This is a genomic window from Pseudomonas syringae (assembly GCF_021606685.1).
GTDB lineage: Bacteria > Pseudomonadota > Gammaproteobacteria > Pseudomonadales > Pseudomonadaceae > Aquipseudomonas > Aquipseudomonas syringae_R.
Genome location: NZ_WKCB01000013.1, coordinates 45,269 through 61,916, shown reverse-complemented (window position 1 = coordinate 61,916; position 16,648 = coordinate 45,269). Strand labels below are relative to the sequence as shown.

General features: G+C 62.0%; 14 protein-coding genes. 4 read left to right on the top strand and 10 right to left on the bottom strand.

Annotation, left to right across the window (positions count from 1 at the left end; translation table 11 throughout):
- Positions 1 to 19: 19 nt before the first annotated feature.
- A complete protein-coding gene (ku, locus tag GIW02_RS07945; protein WP_236421820.1) occupies positions 20 to 859 on the bottom strand; it encodes a non-homologous end joining protein Ku in 840 nt (279 codons plus the stop codon).
- Between the two features lie 196 nt (positions 860 to 1,055).
- On the opposite strand from ku, the gene GIW02_RS07940 reads away from it, so the two are divergent.
- Complete coding sequence (locus GIW02_RS07940) at positions 1,056 to 1,370, top strand: hypothetical protein (protein ID WP_236414839.1); 315 nt, start codon at positions 1,056 to 1,058, stop codon at positions 1,368 to 1,370.
- Positions 1,371 to 1,382: 12 nt separating this feature from the next.
- A complete protein-coding gene (locus tag GIW02_RS07935) occupies positions 1,383 to 2,540 on the top strand; it encodes a PQQ-dependent sugar dehydrogenase (RefSeq protein WP_236414837.1) in 1,158 nt (385 codons plus the stop codon).
- A gap of 38 nt (positions 2,541 to 2,578) precedes the next feature.
- Here GIW02_RS07935 and GIW02_RS07930 read toward each other — a convergent pair whose 3' ends face one another.
- Positions 2,579 to 3,058 carry a nuclear transport factor 2 family protein gene (locus tag GIW02_RS07930; RefSeq protein ID WP_236414835.1) on the bottom strand — a complete coding sequence of 160 codons (480 nt, stop codon included), beginning with the start codon at positions 3,056 to 3,058 and terminating at the stop codon, positions 2,579 to 2,581.
- A 53-nt stretch (positions 3,059 to 3,111) separates the two neighbouring features.
- A complete protein-coding gene (locus tag GIW02_RS07925) occupies positions 3,112 to 3,675 on the bottom strand; it encodes a TetR/AcrR family transcriptional regulator (protein ID WP_236414844.1) in 564 nt (187 codons plus the stop codon).
- A gap of 125 nt (positions 3,676 to 3,800) precedes the next feature.
- Here GIW02_RS07925 and pssA point away from each other — a divergent pair, with 125 nt between their 5' ends.
- Positions 3,801 to 5,144 (top strand): CDP-diacylglycerol--serine O-phosphatidyltransferase, encoded by a 1,344-nt coding sequence (pssA, locus tag GIW02_RS07920; protein ID WP_236414834.1) that lies wholly within the window; start codon positions 3,801 to 3,803, stop codon positions 5,142 to 5,144.
- 62 nt (positions 5,145 to 5,206) lie between these two features.
- On the opposite strand, the gene efeO (GIW02_RS07915) is transcribed toward pssA, so the two are convergent.
- Genes efeO (GIW02_RS07915) through efeU form a run of 4 tightly spaced genes read right to left on the bottom strand, consistent with a single transcriptional unit; the run spans position 5,207 to position 9,429 of the window.
- Positions 5,207 to 6,025 carry an iron uptake system protein EfeO gene (gene efeO, locus GIW02_RS07915; RefSeq protein ID WP_236414832.1) on the bottom strand — a complete coding sequence of 273 codons (819 nt, stop codon included), beginning with the start codon at positions 6,023 to 6,025 and terminating at the stop codon, positions 5,207 to 5,209.
- A 24-nt stretch (positions 6,026 to 6,049) separates the two neighbouring features.
- Positions 6,050 to 7,354, bottom strand: a complete 1,305-nt coding sequence (gene efeB / locus GIW02_RS07910; RefSeq protein ID WP_236414830.1) for an iron uptake transporter deferrochelatase/peroxidase subunit — start codon at positions 7,352 to 7,354, stop codon at positions 6,050 to 6,052.
- A 14-nt stretch (positions 7,355 to 7,368) separates the two neighbouring features.
- Positions 7,369 to 8,571, bottom strand: a complete 1,203-nt coding sequence (gene efeO / locus GIW02_RS07905; protein WP_236414828.1) for an iron uptake system protein EfeO — start codon at positions 8,569 to 8,571, stop codon at positions 7,369 to 7,371.
- 12 nt (positions 8,572 to 8,583) lie between these two features.
- A complete protein-coding gene (efeU, locus tag GIW02_RS07900; protein ID WP_236414826.1) occupies positions 8,584 to 9,429 on the bottom strand; it encodes an iron uptake transporter permease EfeU in 846 nt (281 codons plus the stop codon).
- 167 nt (positions 9,430 to 9,596) lie between these two features.
- Here efeU and GIW02_RS07895 point away from each other — a divergent pair, with 167 nt between their 5' ends.
- Positions 9,597 to 10,613: an AraC family transcriptional regulator gene (locus tag GIW02_RS07895; RefSeq protein ID WP_236414824.1), complete on the top strand. Its 1,017-nt coding sequence runs from the start codon at positions 9,597 to 9,599 to the stop codon at positions 10,611 to 10,613.
- A gap of 84 nt (positions 10,614 to 10,697) precedes the next feature.
- Here the strand turns inward: GIW02_RS07895 and GIW02_RS07890 are convergent, their stop codons facing one another.
- From GIW02_RS07890 to mexE, 3 genes are read right to left on the bottom strand one after another with little or no spacing between them, the layout of a single operon-like run.
- A complete protein-coding gene (locus GIW02_RS07890; protein ID WP_236414822.1) occupies positions 10,698 to 12,113 on the bottom strand; it encodes a TolC family protein in 1,416 nt (471 codons plus the stop codon).
- Entirely contained in the window at positions 12,110 to 15,289 is a 3,180-nt protein-coding gene (locus GIW02_RS07885; RefSeq protein WP_236421819.1) for an efflux RND transporter permease subunit, read from the bottom strand. The genes GIW02_RS07890 and GIW02_RS07885 overlap by 4 nt, the downstream gene beginning before the upstream one ends.
- A 15-nt stretch (positions 15,290 to 15,304) precedes the next feature.
- Entirely contained in the window at positions 15,305 to 16,546 is a 1,242-nt protein-coding gene (gene mexE / locus GIW02_RS07880) for a multidrug efflux RND transporter periplasmic adaptor subunit MexE (RefSeq protein ID WP_236414818.1), read from the bottom strand.
- Positions 16,547 to 16,648: the final 102 nt, after the last annotated feature.

Genomic DNA, 16,648 nt, shown 5'->3' with positions numbered 1-16,648 from the left:
ACTCCGGCGGATGGCAGGCTCAAGAGGCCTTTTTGCTGGATTTTTTCGCGGCCGGTTTTTTCGCGGCGGGCTTGCCTGCCAGGCTGCGTTTGAGCAACTCCGTCAGGTCGATGACATCGGCGGACTTACGCTCCTCCTGGCCTTCCTGGGATTCCACGTCTTCGATCTTGCCGGCCTTGGCCTTCTTCGCCACCAGCGCCATGATTTTTTCCTGGAAGCTGTCGCGATAGGCCTCCGGCTGCCAGTCGGCGCTCATGTCTTCCACCAGGCGCTTGGCCATGTCCAGCTCGCCCTTGGCCAGGGTCGGCTTGATCACGTCGCTGCCCAGTTCCAGCTCATCCAGGCTGCGTACCTCGGCGGGCCAGCGCAGCATGACCAGCACCAGCGCCGACTCCAGGGGCATCAGCGCGGCCAGGTGCTGCTTGGTGTGCAGCACCACGTTGGCCAGGGCCACCTTGCGGGTTTTTTTCAGGGTTTCGCGTAGCAGTGCGTAGACCTTGCCGCCGCGTTTATCCGGCGCCAGGAAGTAGGGCGTGTCGATGTTCTGCAGCGGGATCTGGTCGCTGTCGACAAACGCGATGATCTCAATGGTCTGGGTCGACTTGGGATGGGCCGAGCGGATTTCGTCCTCACTGAGCACCACATAGCGGCCTTTTTCGAAGGCCACGCCTTTGACGATGTTCTCTTTGGTGACCTCCTTGCCGGTGGTCTTGTTGATGCGTTTGTAGCCCACCGGGTCCATGCTGCGCTTGTCCAGCCAGTCGAAATCCACGCCCTGGGAGGAGGTGGCTGACACCAGCGACACCGGGATATGAACCAAGCCAAAACTGATGGCGCCTTTCCAGATAGAGCGTGGCATACCTGCGATTCCTTGAGCTGGGGCTGTCTTCTGGTGACTCGACGGCGACGCGAAAAGTTTCCCCGGACAGCGCTGCGAACGGATGTGCGGACAGATCGTGTTACACCTGATGAGAAACTATTTAATGCCCAAAGCCGAACCCACGGGTTAGCGTGTTATCGAAAGCACGTAATGCTCGTCTCAAAGAGGCTTTGCCATGAACCGTTGTGTGCGTCATCTCGCAGTGCTGGCATTGGGTCTGGCACTCACGCCGTTGGCCCTGGCGCAAGACCTGCCGGGCCGCAGTGATTCCAACAACAGCCCGATCCACCGGGCCAATCCCAATAGCATGCAGGGCACCCAGCCCAACGCGCCGGCGACCCGCGGTATCCAGACCGGGCCGACCCCGCGCACACCGACCTTGGACAACGGTGGCATCGGCAATCGCTACCCCCAACGCGATGCAGCCCCGAGCCGCCCGGCCACCGACACCCGAACCCCCAGTTACGATGCCAACGGCAATCGCCGGTAAGGAAGACGCCCTATGTTTCTACGTAAAACCCTGCTAGCCGCTCTGTGCGCCACCACGTTGCTGCCCGGCGCTGCTGTTTATGCCGCCGATGCCCAGCAGTTCCCCAGTGAACAGGGCAGCCTTACCCTCACCCCGATCGCCAAAGGCCTGGACCACCCGTGGGCCGTGGCGTTTCTGCCGGACCAGCAAGGCTTCCTGGTCACCGAGCGCCCCGGCCATCTGCGCTTCGTCAGCCCGGACGGCAAGCTGTCTGCGCCGTTGACCGGTGTGCCCGAGGTCTGGGCCAAGGGGCAGGGCGGGCTGCTGGATGTGGTGCTGTCACCGGACTTCAAGCAGGACCGCATGGTCTACCTGACCTACGCCGAGGGCGGTGGCAAGGACGGCAAGGCAGGAACGGCAGTGGGCCGGGGGCGTCTGGCCGCCGACCTCAAGGGCTTGAGCGATTTCAAAGTGATCCTGCGCCAGGAGCCCAAGCTTTCCACCGGCAACCACTTTGGCTCGCGCCTGGCGTTTGACCGGGACGGTTACCTGTTCGTAACCCTTGGCGAAAACAACGATCGCCCGACCGCCCAGGACCTGGACAAGCTGCAAGGCAAGGTCGTGCGCATCTACCCGGACGGTCGCGTGCCGGATGACAACCCATTTGTCGGCCAGCAGGGCGTGCGCCCTGAAATCTGGTCCTACGGCCAGCGCAACCCGCAGGGTCTGGCGTTGAACCCGTGGAGCGGCACGATCTGGGAGAACGAGCACGGCCCGCGTGGCGGTGATGAAATCAACATCATTGAGCGCGGCAAGAACTACGGCTGGCCGCTGGCGACCCACGGAATCAACTACTCGCTGACACCGATTCCCGAAGCCAAGGGCAAAACCGCAGAGGGCACCGTACAGCCGCACCATGTGTGGGAAAAATCACCGGGTATCAGCGGCATGGCGTTCTACGACGCTGATCGCTTCAAACCCTGGCAGCACAACGTGTTCATAGGCGCGCTGGCCACCCAGGAGTTGATTCGCCTGCAGTTCGACGGCGACAAGGTAGTGCATGAGGAGCGTTTGCTTGAAGGCCTGAAGGCGCGGATTCGCGATGTGCGGCAGGGGCCGGATGGCTATCTGTATGTGTTGACCGATGAGGACAACGGCGTGCTGTACCGCGTTGGCCTGAATCAGGACTGATCAATGTGGCAGGGGGGCAAGCCCCCTGCCTCAGGGTCTTAAAGCCCCAGTTCAGACAACCCCGGATGCTCGTCCGGGCGTCGTCCCAGCGGCCAGTGGAACTTGCGCTCGCTCTCCAGTATCGGCAGGTCGTTGATGCAGGCAAAACGGTTGGCCATCAGGCCATGCTCGTCGAACTCCCAATTCTCGTTGCCATATGAGCGGAACCAGTTGCCGGAGTCGTCGTGCCATTCGTAGGCATACCGCACGGCGATGCGGTTATCGCTGAAGGCCCACAATTCCTTGATCAGTCGATAATCCAGCTCCCTGGCCCATTTACGCGTGAGAAAACCCTTGGCTTCTTCGCGGTTATGGACGAACTCGGCGCGGTTACGCCATTGGGTGTCGTGGGTGTAGGCCAGCGATACCCGTTGCGGGTCTCGGGAGTTCCAGCCGTCTTCGGCCAGGCGCACTTTTTCGATGGCCGAGGCGCGGGTAAACGGCGGCAGCGGTGGACGTGTTTCTGCGGTGGATGACATTGGGCAACTCCTGAAAACAATCAGCGGTTATCGAATAGTGCAGGCGCGTGCGTTCACAGCCCCAATAGGGTTTTCGCCATGCATTGCGCGTTATCGGCAGCGGTCGAATCACCCGTGACCAGCGCAACGGTAATCGCGCCGTCGATCAGGATCAGCAGGTGCGCGGCCTGCCGTTCGGGGTCGGGGGTGCCATGGGCTTCACACAGTTCACGTGCGTACTCGAACAGTTTGTGTTTATGCGCCTTGGCCAGCAGGCGGACCGGATTGTGCGGGTCGCCGGTTTCGCCACTGGTGTTGATGAAGGCACAGCCGCGAAAGTCCGCCGAGTCGAACCAGGCCTTGAGCGCGCTGAATATCGCCAACAGCCGTTCGCCGCTGCCTTCGCTGCGCTCCACGTCGCTGCGCAGCCACTGCATCCAACGCTCGTCGCGGCGTTGCAGGGCCGCCAGTACCAACTCATCTTTGTTGGCGAAGTAACGGTAAATACTTTTGCGCGAGACCCCGGCGGTCTTCACCAGCAAATCCATGCCGGTGGCGGCAATGCCATGGCGGTAGATCAGCTTTTCGGTGACGTCGAGGATGATGTCGCGGGTTTCAGTGTTGGTCATCTGGTTCATGTGGCTGACAGTAGAACGATCGTTCTTCTTGGTCAATCAACTTTTTTCCATGCGTGACAGCACCACCTGGGCAGCCCCATGGTGTAAGCTCGGGGCCTCTTAGGAATCGACCCACTGCGAGCCTTATGCCGTCGTTCTTCAAACGCTCCCTGCTGCCCAAACTGCGCGGTTTCCCTGTTACTCCCGAGGCCATTGAGGTGCTGTCCGGCGCCAATGCGTATCGGCGCTGCCTGTTGCAAAAAATCCCCCAGGCCACCCGCCGCATCTACATCGTGGCGCTGTACCTGCAGCAGGACGAAGCAGGGCAGGAGATCTACGACGCGCTGCACGCCGCCAAGGTCGCGCGGCCGGAGCTGGACATCGTGGTAGTGGTCGACTGGCTGCGTGCCCAACGCGGGTTGATCGGCGCCGGCAAGCAACCGGGCAACAGTGCCTGGTACCAGGCCATGACCGCGCGCCACAGCAGTGAAGTGCCGGTTTATGGTGTGCCGGTGCAGACCCGCGAACTGTTCGGCGTGCTGCACCTCAAGGGCTTTGTGATCGACGACAGCGTGTTGTACAGCGGCGCCAGCCTGAACAATGTGTACTTGCACAAGTTCGACAAATACCGCTGTGACCGTTATCACCTGATCCACAACAAACCCCTGGCCGATTCCATGCAGCACCTGGTGGAGCATGGCCTGATCGCCTCCAAGGCGGTCAATCGCCTGGACCTGCCCAACCCGCCCACCACCCGCAGTTTGCGCAACGATATCGGCGACTTGCGCAGCCGCCTCAAGCACGCGACGTATGACACCACCAGCGGGCAGTTGCCCAATGGTCACCTGTCGGTCAGCCCATTGCTGGGGGTCGGCAAGAATAACCCCCTGAACCGGGTGATCCTTGAACTGATCGCCAGCGCGCAGCACCAGCTGACCCTCTGCACGCCGTACTTCAACCTGCCGCTGCCGGTGACCCGAGAGATCAACCGGGCCCTGGCGCGCGGGGTGAAGATCGACATCATCGTCGGCGACAAAACCGCCAACGACTTCTACATCCCGCCGAGCGAGCCGTTCAAGGTGATCGCCGCGCTGCCTTACCTGTATGAAATCAGCCTGCGTCGCTTCGCCAAGCGCCACCAGCCGATGATCGACAGCGGCCAGTTGAACCTGCACCTGTGGCGCGAGGGCGACAACACCTACCACCTCAAGGGCATGTGGGTCGACCAGCGCTACACCCTGCTGACCGGCAACAACCTCAACCCGCGCGCGTTCCGTCTTGACCTGGAAAACGCCTTGCTGATCGACGACCCGCAGGGCCAATGGCTGGCGCCACGGCGTACGGAGCTGGCGCAGATCTTCGAACACACCACGCGCATCGAACGGTATCAGGACTTGCAAACACTGCTGGACTACCCCGAAGCCGTTGGCAAGTTTCTGCGTCGGGTCAGCCGGGTACGGATCGAGCGGTTGCTGTACCGGATTTTGTAAAACCTGCAGGCAAAAAAAGACCCAGCCCTGTTCAAGGGGCCGGGTCTTTTTTTGCCTGGCGTTTAGTTCAAGCTCAGCTTGCCACGCAGGGTGGAGAGGTCTTCAGCCAGGGTGTTGACCGGGCCGACCAGGGCCTTACGGTCGTTTTCCTTGACCTTGTCGTAGGTTTCAAAGCCGCCATCCTTGGTTTTGTACTTGGCCAGGATCTTGTCCACGGTGGCGAAGTTCTTGTCCACCTTGGCCAGGAAGGCCTTGTCTTGCTTCTCGATCTGGCCACGGAACAAGTCGACGATTTTCTTCGCGCCGTCGATGTTGCCCTGGAAGTCATACAGGTCGGTGTGGCTGTAGCGGTCTTCTTCGCCGGAGATCTTGGTGGCGGCCACTTCCTCGAGCAGGGCTGCGGCACCGCCGACGACTTTCTCGGGCGGGAAGGTCAGGCCGTCGACGCGGGTCTTGAGGTCGTTGACATCGGTGTTGAGCTTGGCGGTCAGGGTTTCCAGGCCTTTGGTCGAGTTCTGTGAGAACAGCGCGTATTCGATGCGGTGGAAACCGGTGAAGTCTTCGGCAGTCACGCCTTTTTCATGGTCGTCGACACGCGAATCGATGGACGCATCAAGGTCGCTGAACAGCTCGGCAATCGGCTCGATCGACTCATAGTGCACGCGGGTCGGTGCGTAGAGCTTCTTGGCGGTGGCCAGGTCGCCCTTGTTGATGGCATCGGTGAACGCCTGGGTCTGGGTTACCAACTCGCCGATTTCTTCGGTGACGTAGATCTTGTAGTCCGATACCGGGCCGACCAGGTCCAGCGGCGCCGTGGCGGCGAAAGCGGCCAGGGGCGAGAGGGTCATTAACAACGACAACGCGAGAGTCGATTTCTTCATGGGAGGTGTGCGCTCTAAGGGGGTTTAGGTGTTGGCAGTGGTCTGAGCAGGCGTTGCAGCGAGCAGCGTGCGCCCAATGAAATCCTTGGGCCCTGTGACCCCCGGCAAGGTGAAGAAATACCCGCCGCCGACCGGCTTGAGGTATTCCTCCAGAGGCTCGCCGTTGAGCCGGGTTTGCACACTGATAAAACCTTTCTCCAGGTCAGCCTGGTAGCAGATGAACAGCAGCCCCATGTCCAGCTGACCGTTTTTATTGACGCCGTTGGAGTAGTTGAACGGCCGCCGCAGGATCAGGTTGGCCTGAGTCTGCGGGGTACGCGGGTTGGCCAGGCGGATGTGCGCATCGAGCTTGGTCAACTTGCCTTGCGGGTCCTTGCTGTAATCGGGAACCTGGCTTTCCTGATGGCCCCCCATGGGTGCGCCCGTGGTCTTGATGCGGCCGATGATGCTTTCTTGCTCTTGCAGGGGCGTACGGTCCCAGCGCTCGACGAAGTTGCGGATGATGCGCACCGCCTGGTAGCTGCCATTGACGGCCCAGGCAGGTTCGTCGCTGCCCGGTTGCACCCAGACAATCTGGTTCATCGCCGTGTCGTCGTTGGAATTCGGATTGGCCGAGCCGTCGCGGAAACCGAGGAAATTGCGCGCGCTCTGCGCCGGTTCACCCGGCTTGGCGGGTGCCTGGGGCGGCACGCTGCCTTCCTGCTTCCAGCGCACCAGCAGCAGGTCGGGCAGGTTTTTGACGATGTCGCGCAGGGCGTGGATATTGGTGTCCGGCGTGTTGGAACTGAACTGCAGGCTCAGGTCGCCGTGGCACTGCGCCGGTTCCAGCGCATCGTTGGGGAAGCCGACCATGCGGCTCAGGCGTTTGGGCTTGGCGGCGCTGAGGCCGAAGCGCTCATCGAACAGCGACTCGCCGACCGATACGGTGATGGTCAGGTTGTCCGGCGTGACCACCGGGCCGAGGATGCCGGAATCGGTAGGCGGCAGCTTAGGGTCGACTTGCGGCACGGTGCCGCCGGTCATCAGGAAACTGATGCGCTCGTTCAAGGTGCGGAACAGGCGCTCAAGGTCTTCGCGGTCGCTGGCCAATACGTCGAATGCTACCAGCATGCCGCAGGCCGGGCGCGGGGTGACAATGCCGCTCTGGTGCTTGCCGAGAAAGGCGTGGTGGTCCTGGGTTTTGTCACTGCGCGGAGCGGTGGTGACTTGCTCGGCGGCGGCTGCCATGGCCGGGCAGGTAAGGGTACTGCCGGCGATGGCGGCACCGGTGGCGGCCATGCCCAGCAGGACACGGCGACGTTGTGCAGAAAACTGTTCTGAATCACTCATGTAGTTGGTCGTCTTCACTGCAGGCCGGAGAGGCCAAGGGCGGGGTCGATTCCATCGAGTGCAACGGCCAGAGCCTTGGCCTTGTCTGCGATCTGCTGGCGCTGATCGGCGGTGACGCTGTCATACGTGGCGTAGCCTTTATCGACCTTGAAGCCTTGCAGCTCGGTGTCGAAGGCGGCCAGGGCGCTGTCGATTTTCGGCAACAGGTCGGCAGCGGATTTGGTCAGCAGCGGACGCATCAGCTCGACCACCTTGTGCGCGGCTTCGAGGTTGGCGGCAAACCCATTCAGGTCGACATGGCTGTAGCGCTCCTCTTCACCGCTGATGGCACGTACCTGCGCCAGGCTGTTGAGGTTGCGCACCACGATGCTCACCAGTTGCTCCGGCGGCAGGGACTGGGCCAGCAGTTGCTGCTTGAGGGTGGTCACGTCGGTGACCAGACGCTGGGCAATCGGCGCCAGGCCGTCCAGGCTGCGTTGCTGGAACAGGCTGTATTCGAGACGATGGAAGCCGCTGAACGCCGGGTCCTGTTCGCGCTGTTCAAAGTAATCGGCACGCGCGTTGATGGCGTTGTCCAGCTCCGCCAGGCGTTGGGACGCCGGCGCCAGTCGCTGATAAGCCTCGCGGGCCGGTACATACAGGGCCTGGGCCTGGGCCAGGTCACCGGCGCTGATAGCGTTTTGCAGGGCGGTCACGGCTTTGACCAGGGCGCTGCCCTGGCTGCTCAGGTACACGCGAAATTCCGACAATGGGCCGATAAACGCCACCATCGACGGCTTGGCCTTGGCCTGCGCATCGGACTCAGCCGTCGGCGTCACGTGCAGGGTGCCGCGCGGGTTGCTCAGCAGGCCGCAGGTAATCGCATAGTCGCCGGGCAACAGGTTGGCATTGATCACTTGGCTCAGGCCGGGGGCGATGTTCTCGCGCTCTTCGACCACCAGCACGCCGTCGAGGATTTCCCATTCCACCGCGCGGTCGGAGCGGTTGATGATCCGAAAGCTCGCGCGCCCGGCGGGCACGGTCAGCGCGTTGGGCTCACAGGCATGCGCGTGGATGGTCACGGCGATCTCATTGTGGTTGGTCTGGCGCTTGCTCGCCGCCAGTTGCGAGGCGTAGTAGAACAAGGCGCCGGCGGCGATCATCACGACCACCGAGCCCGCCACGGCCCAGCGCAAGGCGCGGGGTGGCAATGCCGGTTGAGGGGTTGGGTTGGACAAGAGGCGGTCCTTTTACTGGCTGGAAACGGAAGAGGAGGCGGCGGCAGGCTTGGCCGCTGCCGCCGGCAAAAAGAACATCACCAGGGCCACTACCAGATAAATCAGGTAGGCCCCCAGGGTGCTGACGGTCGGCGCTTCCTGGTAACCGAACATGCCGGCCAGCACCGAGCCCAGTGGGCTGTCCATCGGCAGCGCGGCGCTCCAGTCGAACAGCACGGTCTGCAGGTGGTTCCACACGCCCGCTTCGTGCAGCGCCTGGACTGAATTCGCCAGGATGCCGGCGGCGACCACGAGGATGAACAGGCCGGTCCAGCGGAAAAATGCACCGAGGTTCAAACGCATGCTGCCGCTGTAGATCAGGAAACCGACGATGATCGCCAGGATCAGGCCGAGCAGGGCGCCAACCGGCGCACCCGGGCCTTCGCTTTGCTGGAACACCGCCAGCAGGAAAAACACGGTCTCCAGACCCTCGCGGGCCACGGCGAAAAACACCATCAGGATCAGCGCCGTCACCTGGTGTTTGGACCCGGCCAGGGCGTGGTCGAGGGATTCATGCAGGGAGTGCTTGATGGAACGCGCGACCTTGCGCATCCAGAACACCATGGAGCTAAGGATCGCCACCGCCACCAGCCCAACGATGCCTTCGAACAGTTCCTGCTGCTTTTGCGGGAATTCGGCGCTCACCAGTTCCAGGCCGCCACCTACCAGCAACGCCAGTGCAGCGGCGAGGAATACCCCGATCCACACGGCCGGCATCCATTGGCCGCGCCCGGTCTGTTGCAGGTAACTGGCGATGATGCCGACGATCAGCGCAGCTTCAATGCCTTCGCGCAGCATGATGAGAAAAGGAACAAGCATTCGGCACCGCATCAGAACTAGATAGGGGGCTAAGTTGTAACATAATGATACTCATTACTAAACAGGCAATCTTGACGTTTGCTGAACAGTGGCTGAACGGTGGTGGGGAAGGGCAAGCGCCCTTATCATGCACGCCATCTTGTGCGCACCGGATTGCCTAACTGCCCATGTCGGAAAAAGACACCATTTCCATCCACCTCGTGCGCGAAGCCCTGTTGCAGAGCTGCGCACCCGGCGCGACCAGTGCCGAGGTGCTGACCAAGGCCGGCATCGACCCGGCGCTGCTCACCGAGCCCACCGCGCGGGTGTCGGCCACCACCTACGCGCGCCTGTGGCGTTTGCTGGCCAGGCGCATGGACGATGAGTTCTTCGGCATGGACCCGCGCAAACTCAGGTCAGGCAGCCTGGCGTTTCTCTGCCGCGCGGCCATGACCCACGCGAACCTGGGCGTCAGCCTGGAAACCGGCCTGGGCTTTTTATCCTTGATGCTTGAACAATTGCCCGCCCAACTGGTGCGCCAGCAAAGCCTGGCCGAGATCGTGCTGCTGGAGCCGGACGTGCCACCCAAGCGCGCCTTCACCTATTTCACTTACTGGATGATCGTGCATGGCGTCGCTTGCTGGCTGGCGGGGCGACGGATACCGATCCTGGCCATCGAACTGCGCGGCCCGCAGCCGGACTTCTGTGATGATTACCAGGTGATGTTCTCCGACAACCTGCGCTTTGACCGGCCGCGCACCCGCATGATCTTCTCCGCCGACTGCCTCGACCTGCCGATCAAACGCAGCGCCGAAGAACTCAAGCGTTTCCTCGCGCATGCACCGGCCAACATCCTGGTCAAATACCGCGACCCCGACAGCCTGGCCACAGGCATCAAACACGACCTGCGCCAGATGCCGCCCGACACCTGGCCGGAAACCGACGGCCTGGCGGCCACCTTGTGTATCTCCGCCTCCACCCTGCGCCGCCGCCTGGCAGAAGAAGGCCAGACCTACCAGGGCCTCAAAGACAGCGTGCGCAAGGAGCTGGCGATTGTCTGGCTGGCGGAACCGCACATCAGCTTTGCCGAGATCGCCGAGCGGTTGGGGTTTGCTGACACCAGCTCGTTCTACAAGGCGTTTCGTAAGTGGGCCGGGTCCAATCCTGGGCATTATCGAAGTTTGATTCTTGGTGATAACAGCTAGCCAAGCCAAAAAAAAGCCCCGTGACCGAATGGACCACGGGGCAAAAAATTGGCTGGATGCGACCAACCAAAGGAGCTCTTTAAATCACTTGGCGCTGGCCACCACCGTATCCGGCTGCCAGCCACCGCCCAGCGCCTTGTAGATCGCGACGATGCCGCGGTACAGGTCCACTTCGGCCTGGGCCTGGGAGTCTTCGGCGGCCAGGCGCTCACGCTGCGCGTCGAGCAGTACCAGGAAGTCCACGGTGCCTTCGCGGTAGCGGATCGCCGCGAGGTCGGCGGCGGCGCGGCTGGATTCACTCTGACGGATCAGCGAAACCAGGCGCTGTTGGCGTTTGCCGTAGTCACTGAAGGCATTTTCCGATTCTTCCAGTGCCAGTAATACTTGCTGCTCATAGGTTGCCAGGGCGCCATCGGCCTCGGCATTCGCACCACGCAAGCGAGCGCGCACGCTGCCCAGGTCAAACGCGGCCCAGGTGATGCTTGGGCCGAGGGACCAGGCATTGGCGGCAGCCGAGCCGATCTGCGAACCGCGCCCGGCGGTGAAACCGAGGAAGCCGCTGAGGCTGACCCGTGGGAACAGGTCGGCCTTGGCCACGCCGATACGCGCGGTGGCAGCGGCCAGTTTGCGTTCGGCGCTGAGGATGTCCGGGCGCCGCTGCAACAGCTGGCCTGGGTCACCAATGGGCAGTGCCTTGGCGATCGCCGGCAGGTCTTTGGGGCTCAGGTCTACAGTCAACTTGTCGGGGCGCTGGCCGAGCAGGGTGGCGATGCGGTTACGCTCGCGCACTTGTTCGGCTTGCAGTTGCGGCACGCTGGCTTCAACGGCGGCGAGGCGCGCGTCGGCACGCTCCACATCCAGTTGGTCACCTACACCGGCATCCCGCAGGCTGACGGTGATGGTGCGCGATTCCTGCTGGTTCTTGAGGTTGTCCAGAGCAATGCGTTCGCGCAACTGAGCGCCGCGCAATTGGCCGTAGGCATCCACCAGTTCGGCAATCATGCTGACTTGCAGTTGGTACAGGTCTGCTTCGGCAACCTGCTGGTCAGCGTCGCTGGCTTCCAGGTTGCGGCGGATGCGCCCAAACAGGTCGACTTCCCAGGCCATGTCCAGGCCCAGGTCGTAGCGCTCGCTGGTGACGCGCCTGGTGGTCTGGCCCGGGATCTGGCCTTTGCCCACGTCACTGCTGGCGCGGCTGGTGACCACCGGCATGATGTCGTTGGCGGCGTCATCGCGGATGGCGCGTGCCGCCCGCAGACGGGCGAAGGCGACACGCAGGTCGCGGTTACCCTGCAACGACTGGGTGACCAGTTGGTCAAGCGTCGGGTCGTCGAACTGCTGCCACCAGATGCCTTCGTACTTGGCGTGGTCATAGCTTTTGGTGTCGGCGGCGGCCGTGATGTTGGCCGCCTCCAGGTTCTGGGTTGTGTAGTCCGGGCCTACGGCACAGGCGCTCAGCGCCAGGACCAGCAAGCTCGGCAGAAAGACTTTCACACTCATTGCTGTGTCTCCAGCTTCAAGGCCTTGGCCGCTTTGCGCGCCTCCTGGCGCTCCACATAGCGACGGATCAGTACGTAGAACACTGGCGTCAGCAACAGACCGAAGAAGGTCACCCCGATCATCCCGGAGAACACCGCCACGCCCATGGCATGGCGCATCTCGGCACCGGCGCCGCTGGACAACACCAGTGGCACCACACCCATGATGAACGCGAACGAGGTCATCAGAATCGGGCGCAGACGCAGACGGCAGGCTTCGAGTACCGCCGCCAGTGGGTCGAGACCTTCTGCTTGTTTATCCTTGGCAAACTCGACAATCAGAATCGCGTTCTTACACGCCAGGCCCACCAGTACGATCAAGCCGATCTGGGTGAAGATGTTGTTGTCGCCGCCCGAGATGATTACCCCGGTGATGGCCGACAGCAGCGTCATCGGTACGATCAGGATCACCGCCAGTGGCAGGCTCCAGCTTTCGTATTGGGCGGCCAGTACCAGGAACGCCAGCAGTACGCAGAGCGGGAACACGAACAGCGCAGTGTTGCCCGAGAGGATTTGCTGATAGGTCAGGTCGGTCCACTCGTAGGTCATGCCGTTGGGCAATTCATCCTTCAACAGTTTTTCAATCGCGGCCTGGGCCTGGCCGGAGCTGTAGCCCGGTGCGGCGTTGCCGTTGATTTCAGCGGTGATGAAACCGTTGTAGTGCATCACGCGGTCCGGGCCCGAGGTGTCGCTGACCTTGATAAAGGTCGCCAGCGGGATCATCTCGCCTTTGTTGTTACGTACTTTCAGCTGGCCGATCTGATCGGAGTCCTGGCGGAACTGTTGCTCAGCCTGCACGTTGACCTGGTAGGTACGACCGAAGCGGTTGAAGTCGTTGGCATACAGCGAACCCAGGTAGACCTGCAGGGTGTCGAAGATGTCGCTGATCGCCACGCCGTGGGTCTTGGCCTTTTCGCGGTCGATGGCAGCATCGACTTGCGGCACGTTGACCGTGTAGCTGGTGAACAGGCCGAACAGCTCCGGCACGCCGTGGCTCTTGGTGATCACGTTCTGCACTTCTTTGTACAGCTCGTCATAGCCGAGGTTGCCACGGTCTTCGATCTGCAGGCGGAACCCGCCGATGGTGCCCAGGCCCTGTACCGGCGGCGGTGGGAAGATCGCCATGTAGGCTTCTTCAATGTTGGCGTATTGGCCATTCAACGCACCGGCAATCGCACCGGCGGACATGCTTGCGTCTTTACGTTCATCGAACGGCTTCAAGGTCACGAACACGATGCCGCTGTTCGGGCTATTGGTGAAACCGTTGATCGACAGGCCAGGGAACGCAATCGCGCTTTCCACGCCAGGCTGCTTGAGGGCGATGTCCGACATGCGCTTCATCACGCTTTCGGTACGGTCCAGGCTCGCGGCGTCCGGCAGTTGGGCGAAGGCCACCAGGTATTGCTTGTCCTGGGCCGGCACGAAACCGGTCGGGGTATGGGCAAACCCGAAGAAGGTCAGCACCATCAGGCCGGCGTACACGAACAGGGCAATGCCACTGCCGCGAATCACCCGGCGCACGGTACCCACGTAGCCATGGCTGGCCTTTTCGAAAAAGCGGTTGAAGGGACGGAACAGCCAGCCGCCGAACAGTTTGTCGAGGAACTTCGAGAAGCGATCCTTGGGCGCATCGTGACCGCGCAGCAACACCGCGGCCAGGGCAGGGGACAGGGTCAGCGAGTTGAACGCCGAGATCACCGTCGAGATCGCAATGGTCAAGGCGAACTGTTTGTAGAACTGCCCGGTCAAGCCACTGATAAAAGCGGCGGGGATGAACACCGCACACAGCACCAGCGCCGTGGCGATGATCGGCCCGGTCACTTCGCTCATGGCTTTTTCAGTCGCCGGGAACGGCTCCAGGCCCAGCTCGATATTACGCTCGACGTTCTCCACCACCACGATGGCGTCGTCCACCACAATCCCGATGGCCAGTACCAAGCCGAACAATGACAGCGCGTTGAGCGAGAACCCGAACAGGTGCATCACTGCAAACGTACCGATCAACGATACCGGCACCGCCACCAACGGAATGATCGAGGCGCGCCAGGTCTGCAGGAACAGAATCACCACCAGCACCACGAGGATCAGCGCTTCGAACAGCGTGTGCACGACCGCCTCGATCGAGCCGCGAACAAAGATCGTCGGGTCATAGGCAATGCGGTAATCCATGCCTGCCGGGAAGCTCTTTTTCAGCTCGGCCATCTTGCTGCGCACATCGTTGGAGATGTCGATGGCATTGGAGCCAGGGCGCTGGAAAATCGGAATCGCGACGGCGGGCTGGTTGTCGATCAGCGAGCGCAGCGCATATTGGCTGGATCCCAGCTCGACCCGGGCAATGTCCTTGAGGCGTGTGATTTCGCCATTCTCGCCGGCGCGAATCACAATGTTCTCGAACTCTTCCTCAGTGACCAGGCGGCCCTGGGTATTCACCGACAACTGGAAGCTGGTATCTGTCGGCGCAGGCTGGGCACCGAGGGCACCGGCGGCCACTTGACGGTTTTGCTCGCGGATCGCGTTGACCACATCGGTCGCGGTCAGGTTGCGTGAGGCGGTCTTGTTTGGATCGAGCCACACGCGCAGGGAGTAGTCGCCCATGCCGAACAACTGCACGTCGCCGACGCCGCCCAGGCGGGCCAGCTCATCCTTGATGTTGAGGATCGCGTAGTTGGACAGGTACAGCATGTCGTAACGCTGATCCGGGGAGGTCAAGTGCACCACCATGGTCAGGTCCGGGGAGGCCTTGTCCACGGTGATACCGATGCGCGTCACTTCCTCAGGCAGTTTCGGCTGAGTCCGCGTTACACGGTTTTGCACCTGTACCTGCGCGTTGTCCAGGTCGGTACCCAGGGCGAAGGTGATGGTCAGGGTCAGCTTGCCGTCGGCGGTCGACTGCGAGGACATGTACAGCATGTTCTCGACGCCGGTGATGGCCTGCTCCAGGGGAGCGGCCACGGTTTCACCGATGACTTTGGGGTTGGCGCCCGGGAAGTTGGCGCGCACCACCACGGTCGGCGGTACCACTTCCGGGTATTCGCTGATCGGCAACTGGAACAGCGAGATCGCGCCGGCGATCAGGATCAACAGCGACAGCACCGCTGCGAAGATCGGCCGCGAAATAAAGAACTTGGAGAAATTCATCTTGAGTCGTATCCCTTAACCGCGTGGAGCCGCAACGGCTGCGAGCTTGGGCGCGGTTTTGTCCGGCGCCACTTGCTCCAGGTTGCTGGCTTCAAGCGCTTGTCGTTGTTGGGCCAAGGCGGCGAGGGTTTCCTTGCTGGCCATCGGGATGGTTTCCGGGGCGACCGGCGAGCCAGGCCGTACGCGCTGCAGGCCCTTGACGATGATCGTGTCGTCTTTGTTCAGGCCGCTGCGCACAATGCGCAAACCTTCGATCTTGGGCCCCAGTTCAACCGAGCGATACGCCGGCTTGTCGCCGTCCATCACCAGCACGAACTTCTTGCCGAGGTCGGTGCCGACCGCTTCGTCGTTGATCAACACGGCGGAGTAAGTGCCGCTGCCCACCAGCTTCAGGCGTGCATACAGGCCTGGGGTGTATTCGCCCTTGCTGTTATCGAACACGGCGCGACCACGGATGGTGCCGGTGGCCGGGTTGACCTGGTTGTCGACGAAGTTCATCTGGCCCAGGTGCGGGTTGCCGGTTTCATTCGACAGGCCCAGGTACACCGGGGTGGTTGCGCCACGACGGCCCTGGCGAGCCAGCTCGGTGTACTTGAGGAACACGCGCTCATCGGCATCGAAGTAGGCATAGACCTTGTCGGTGGAGACCACGCTGGTCAGCGCCGTGGTGTCGGCGGTCACCAGGTTGCCGGCGGTGATTTCGGCACGGCTGACGCGGCCGCTGATCGGCGAGGTCACGCGGGTAAAACTCAGGTTCAATTTGGCCAGGTCCAACTGCGCCTGGATACCCGCCACGGCAGCGCGAGATTCCTGCGCGGCGGTGGTGCGCGAATCGGCCAGCTCTGCGGAGATCGCGTTGCTCTGGCGCAGGCGTTCGCCGCGCTGGGCTTCGTTATCGCTGCGGGTGGCGGCGGCTTTGGTTTGTGCAAGCTGGGCTTCAAGGCGGCGCACTTCAGCCTGGAACGGACGCGGATCGATCTGGAACAGCAGGTCGCCTTTCTTGACCAAAGCGCCTTCGGTGAAAGCGACTTGGTCAATCTGGCCAGAAACCCGTGGACGGATCTGTACGGTTTCCGGTGCTTCCAGGCGGCCGGTGAACTCGTCCCACTCGTTGACCGGTTGCTCGAGCACCTTGGCCACGCTGACTTTGGCAGCGGGCATGGCGGCCGCTTGTTCCGGAGTTTTGCCGCACGCGCTCATCACCACCACGGCCAAAATCGCCAGGGGGAAGCGCAAATGTTTGAGTGACTGTTCCATGAGGTGCATCCGCCAATGTATTGAGATGGGCGGATCATGCGCGGCGAGGTGCTATGTCACGAATCGAATGAAGCAAAGGTAACTATCATTCGGAATGATATA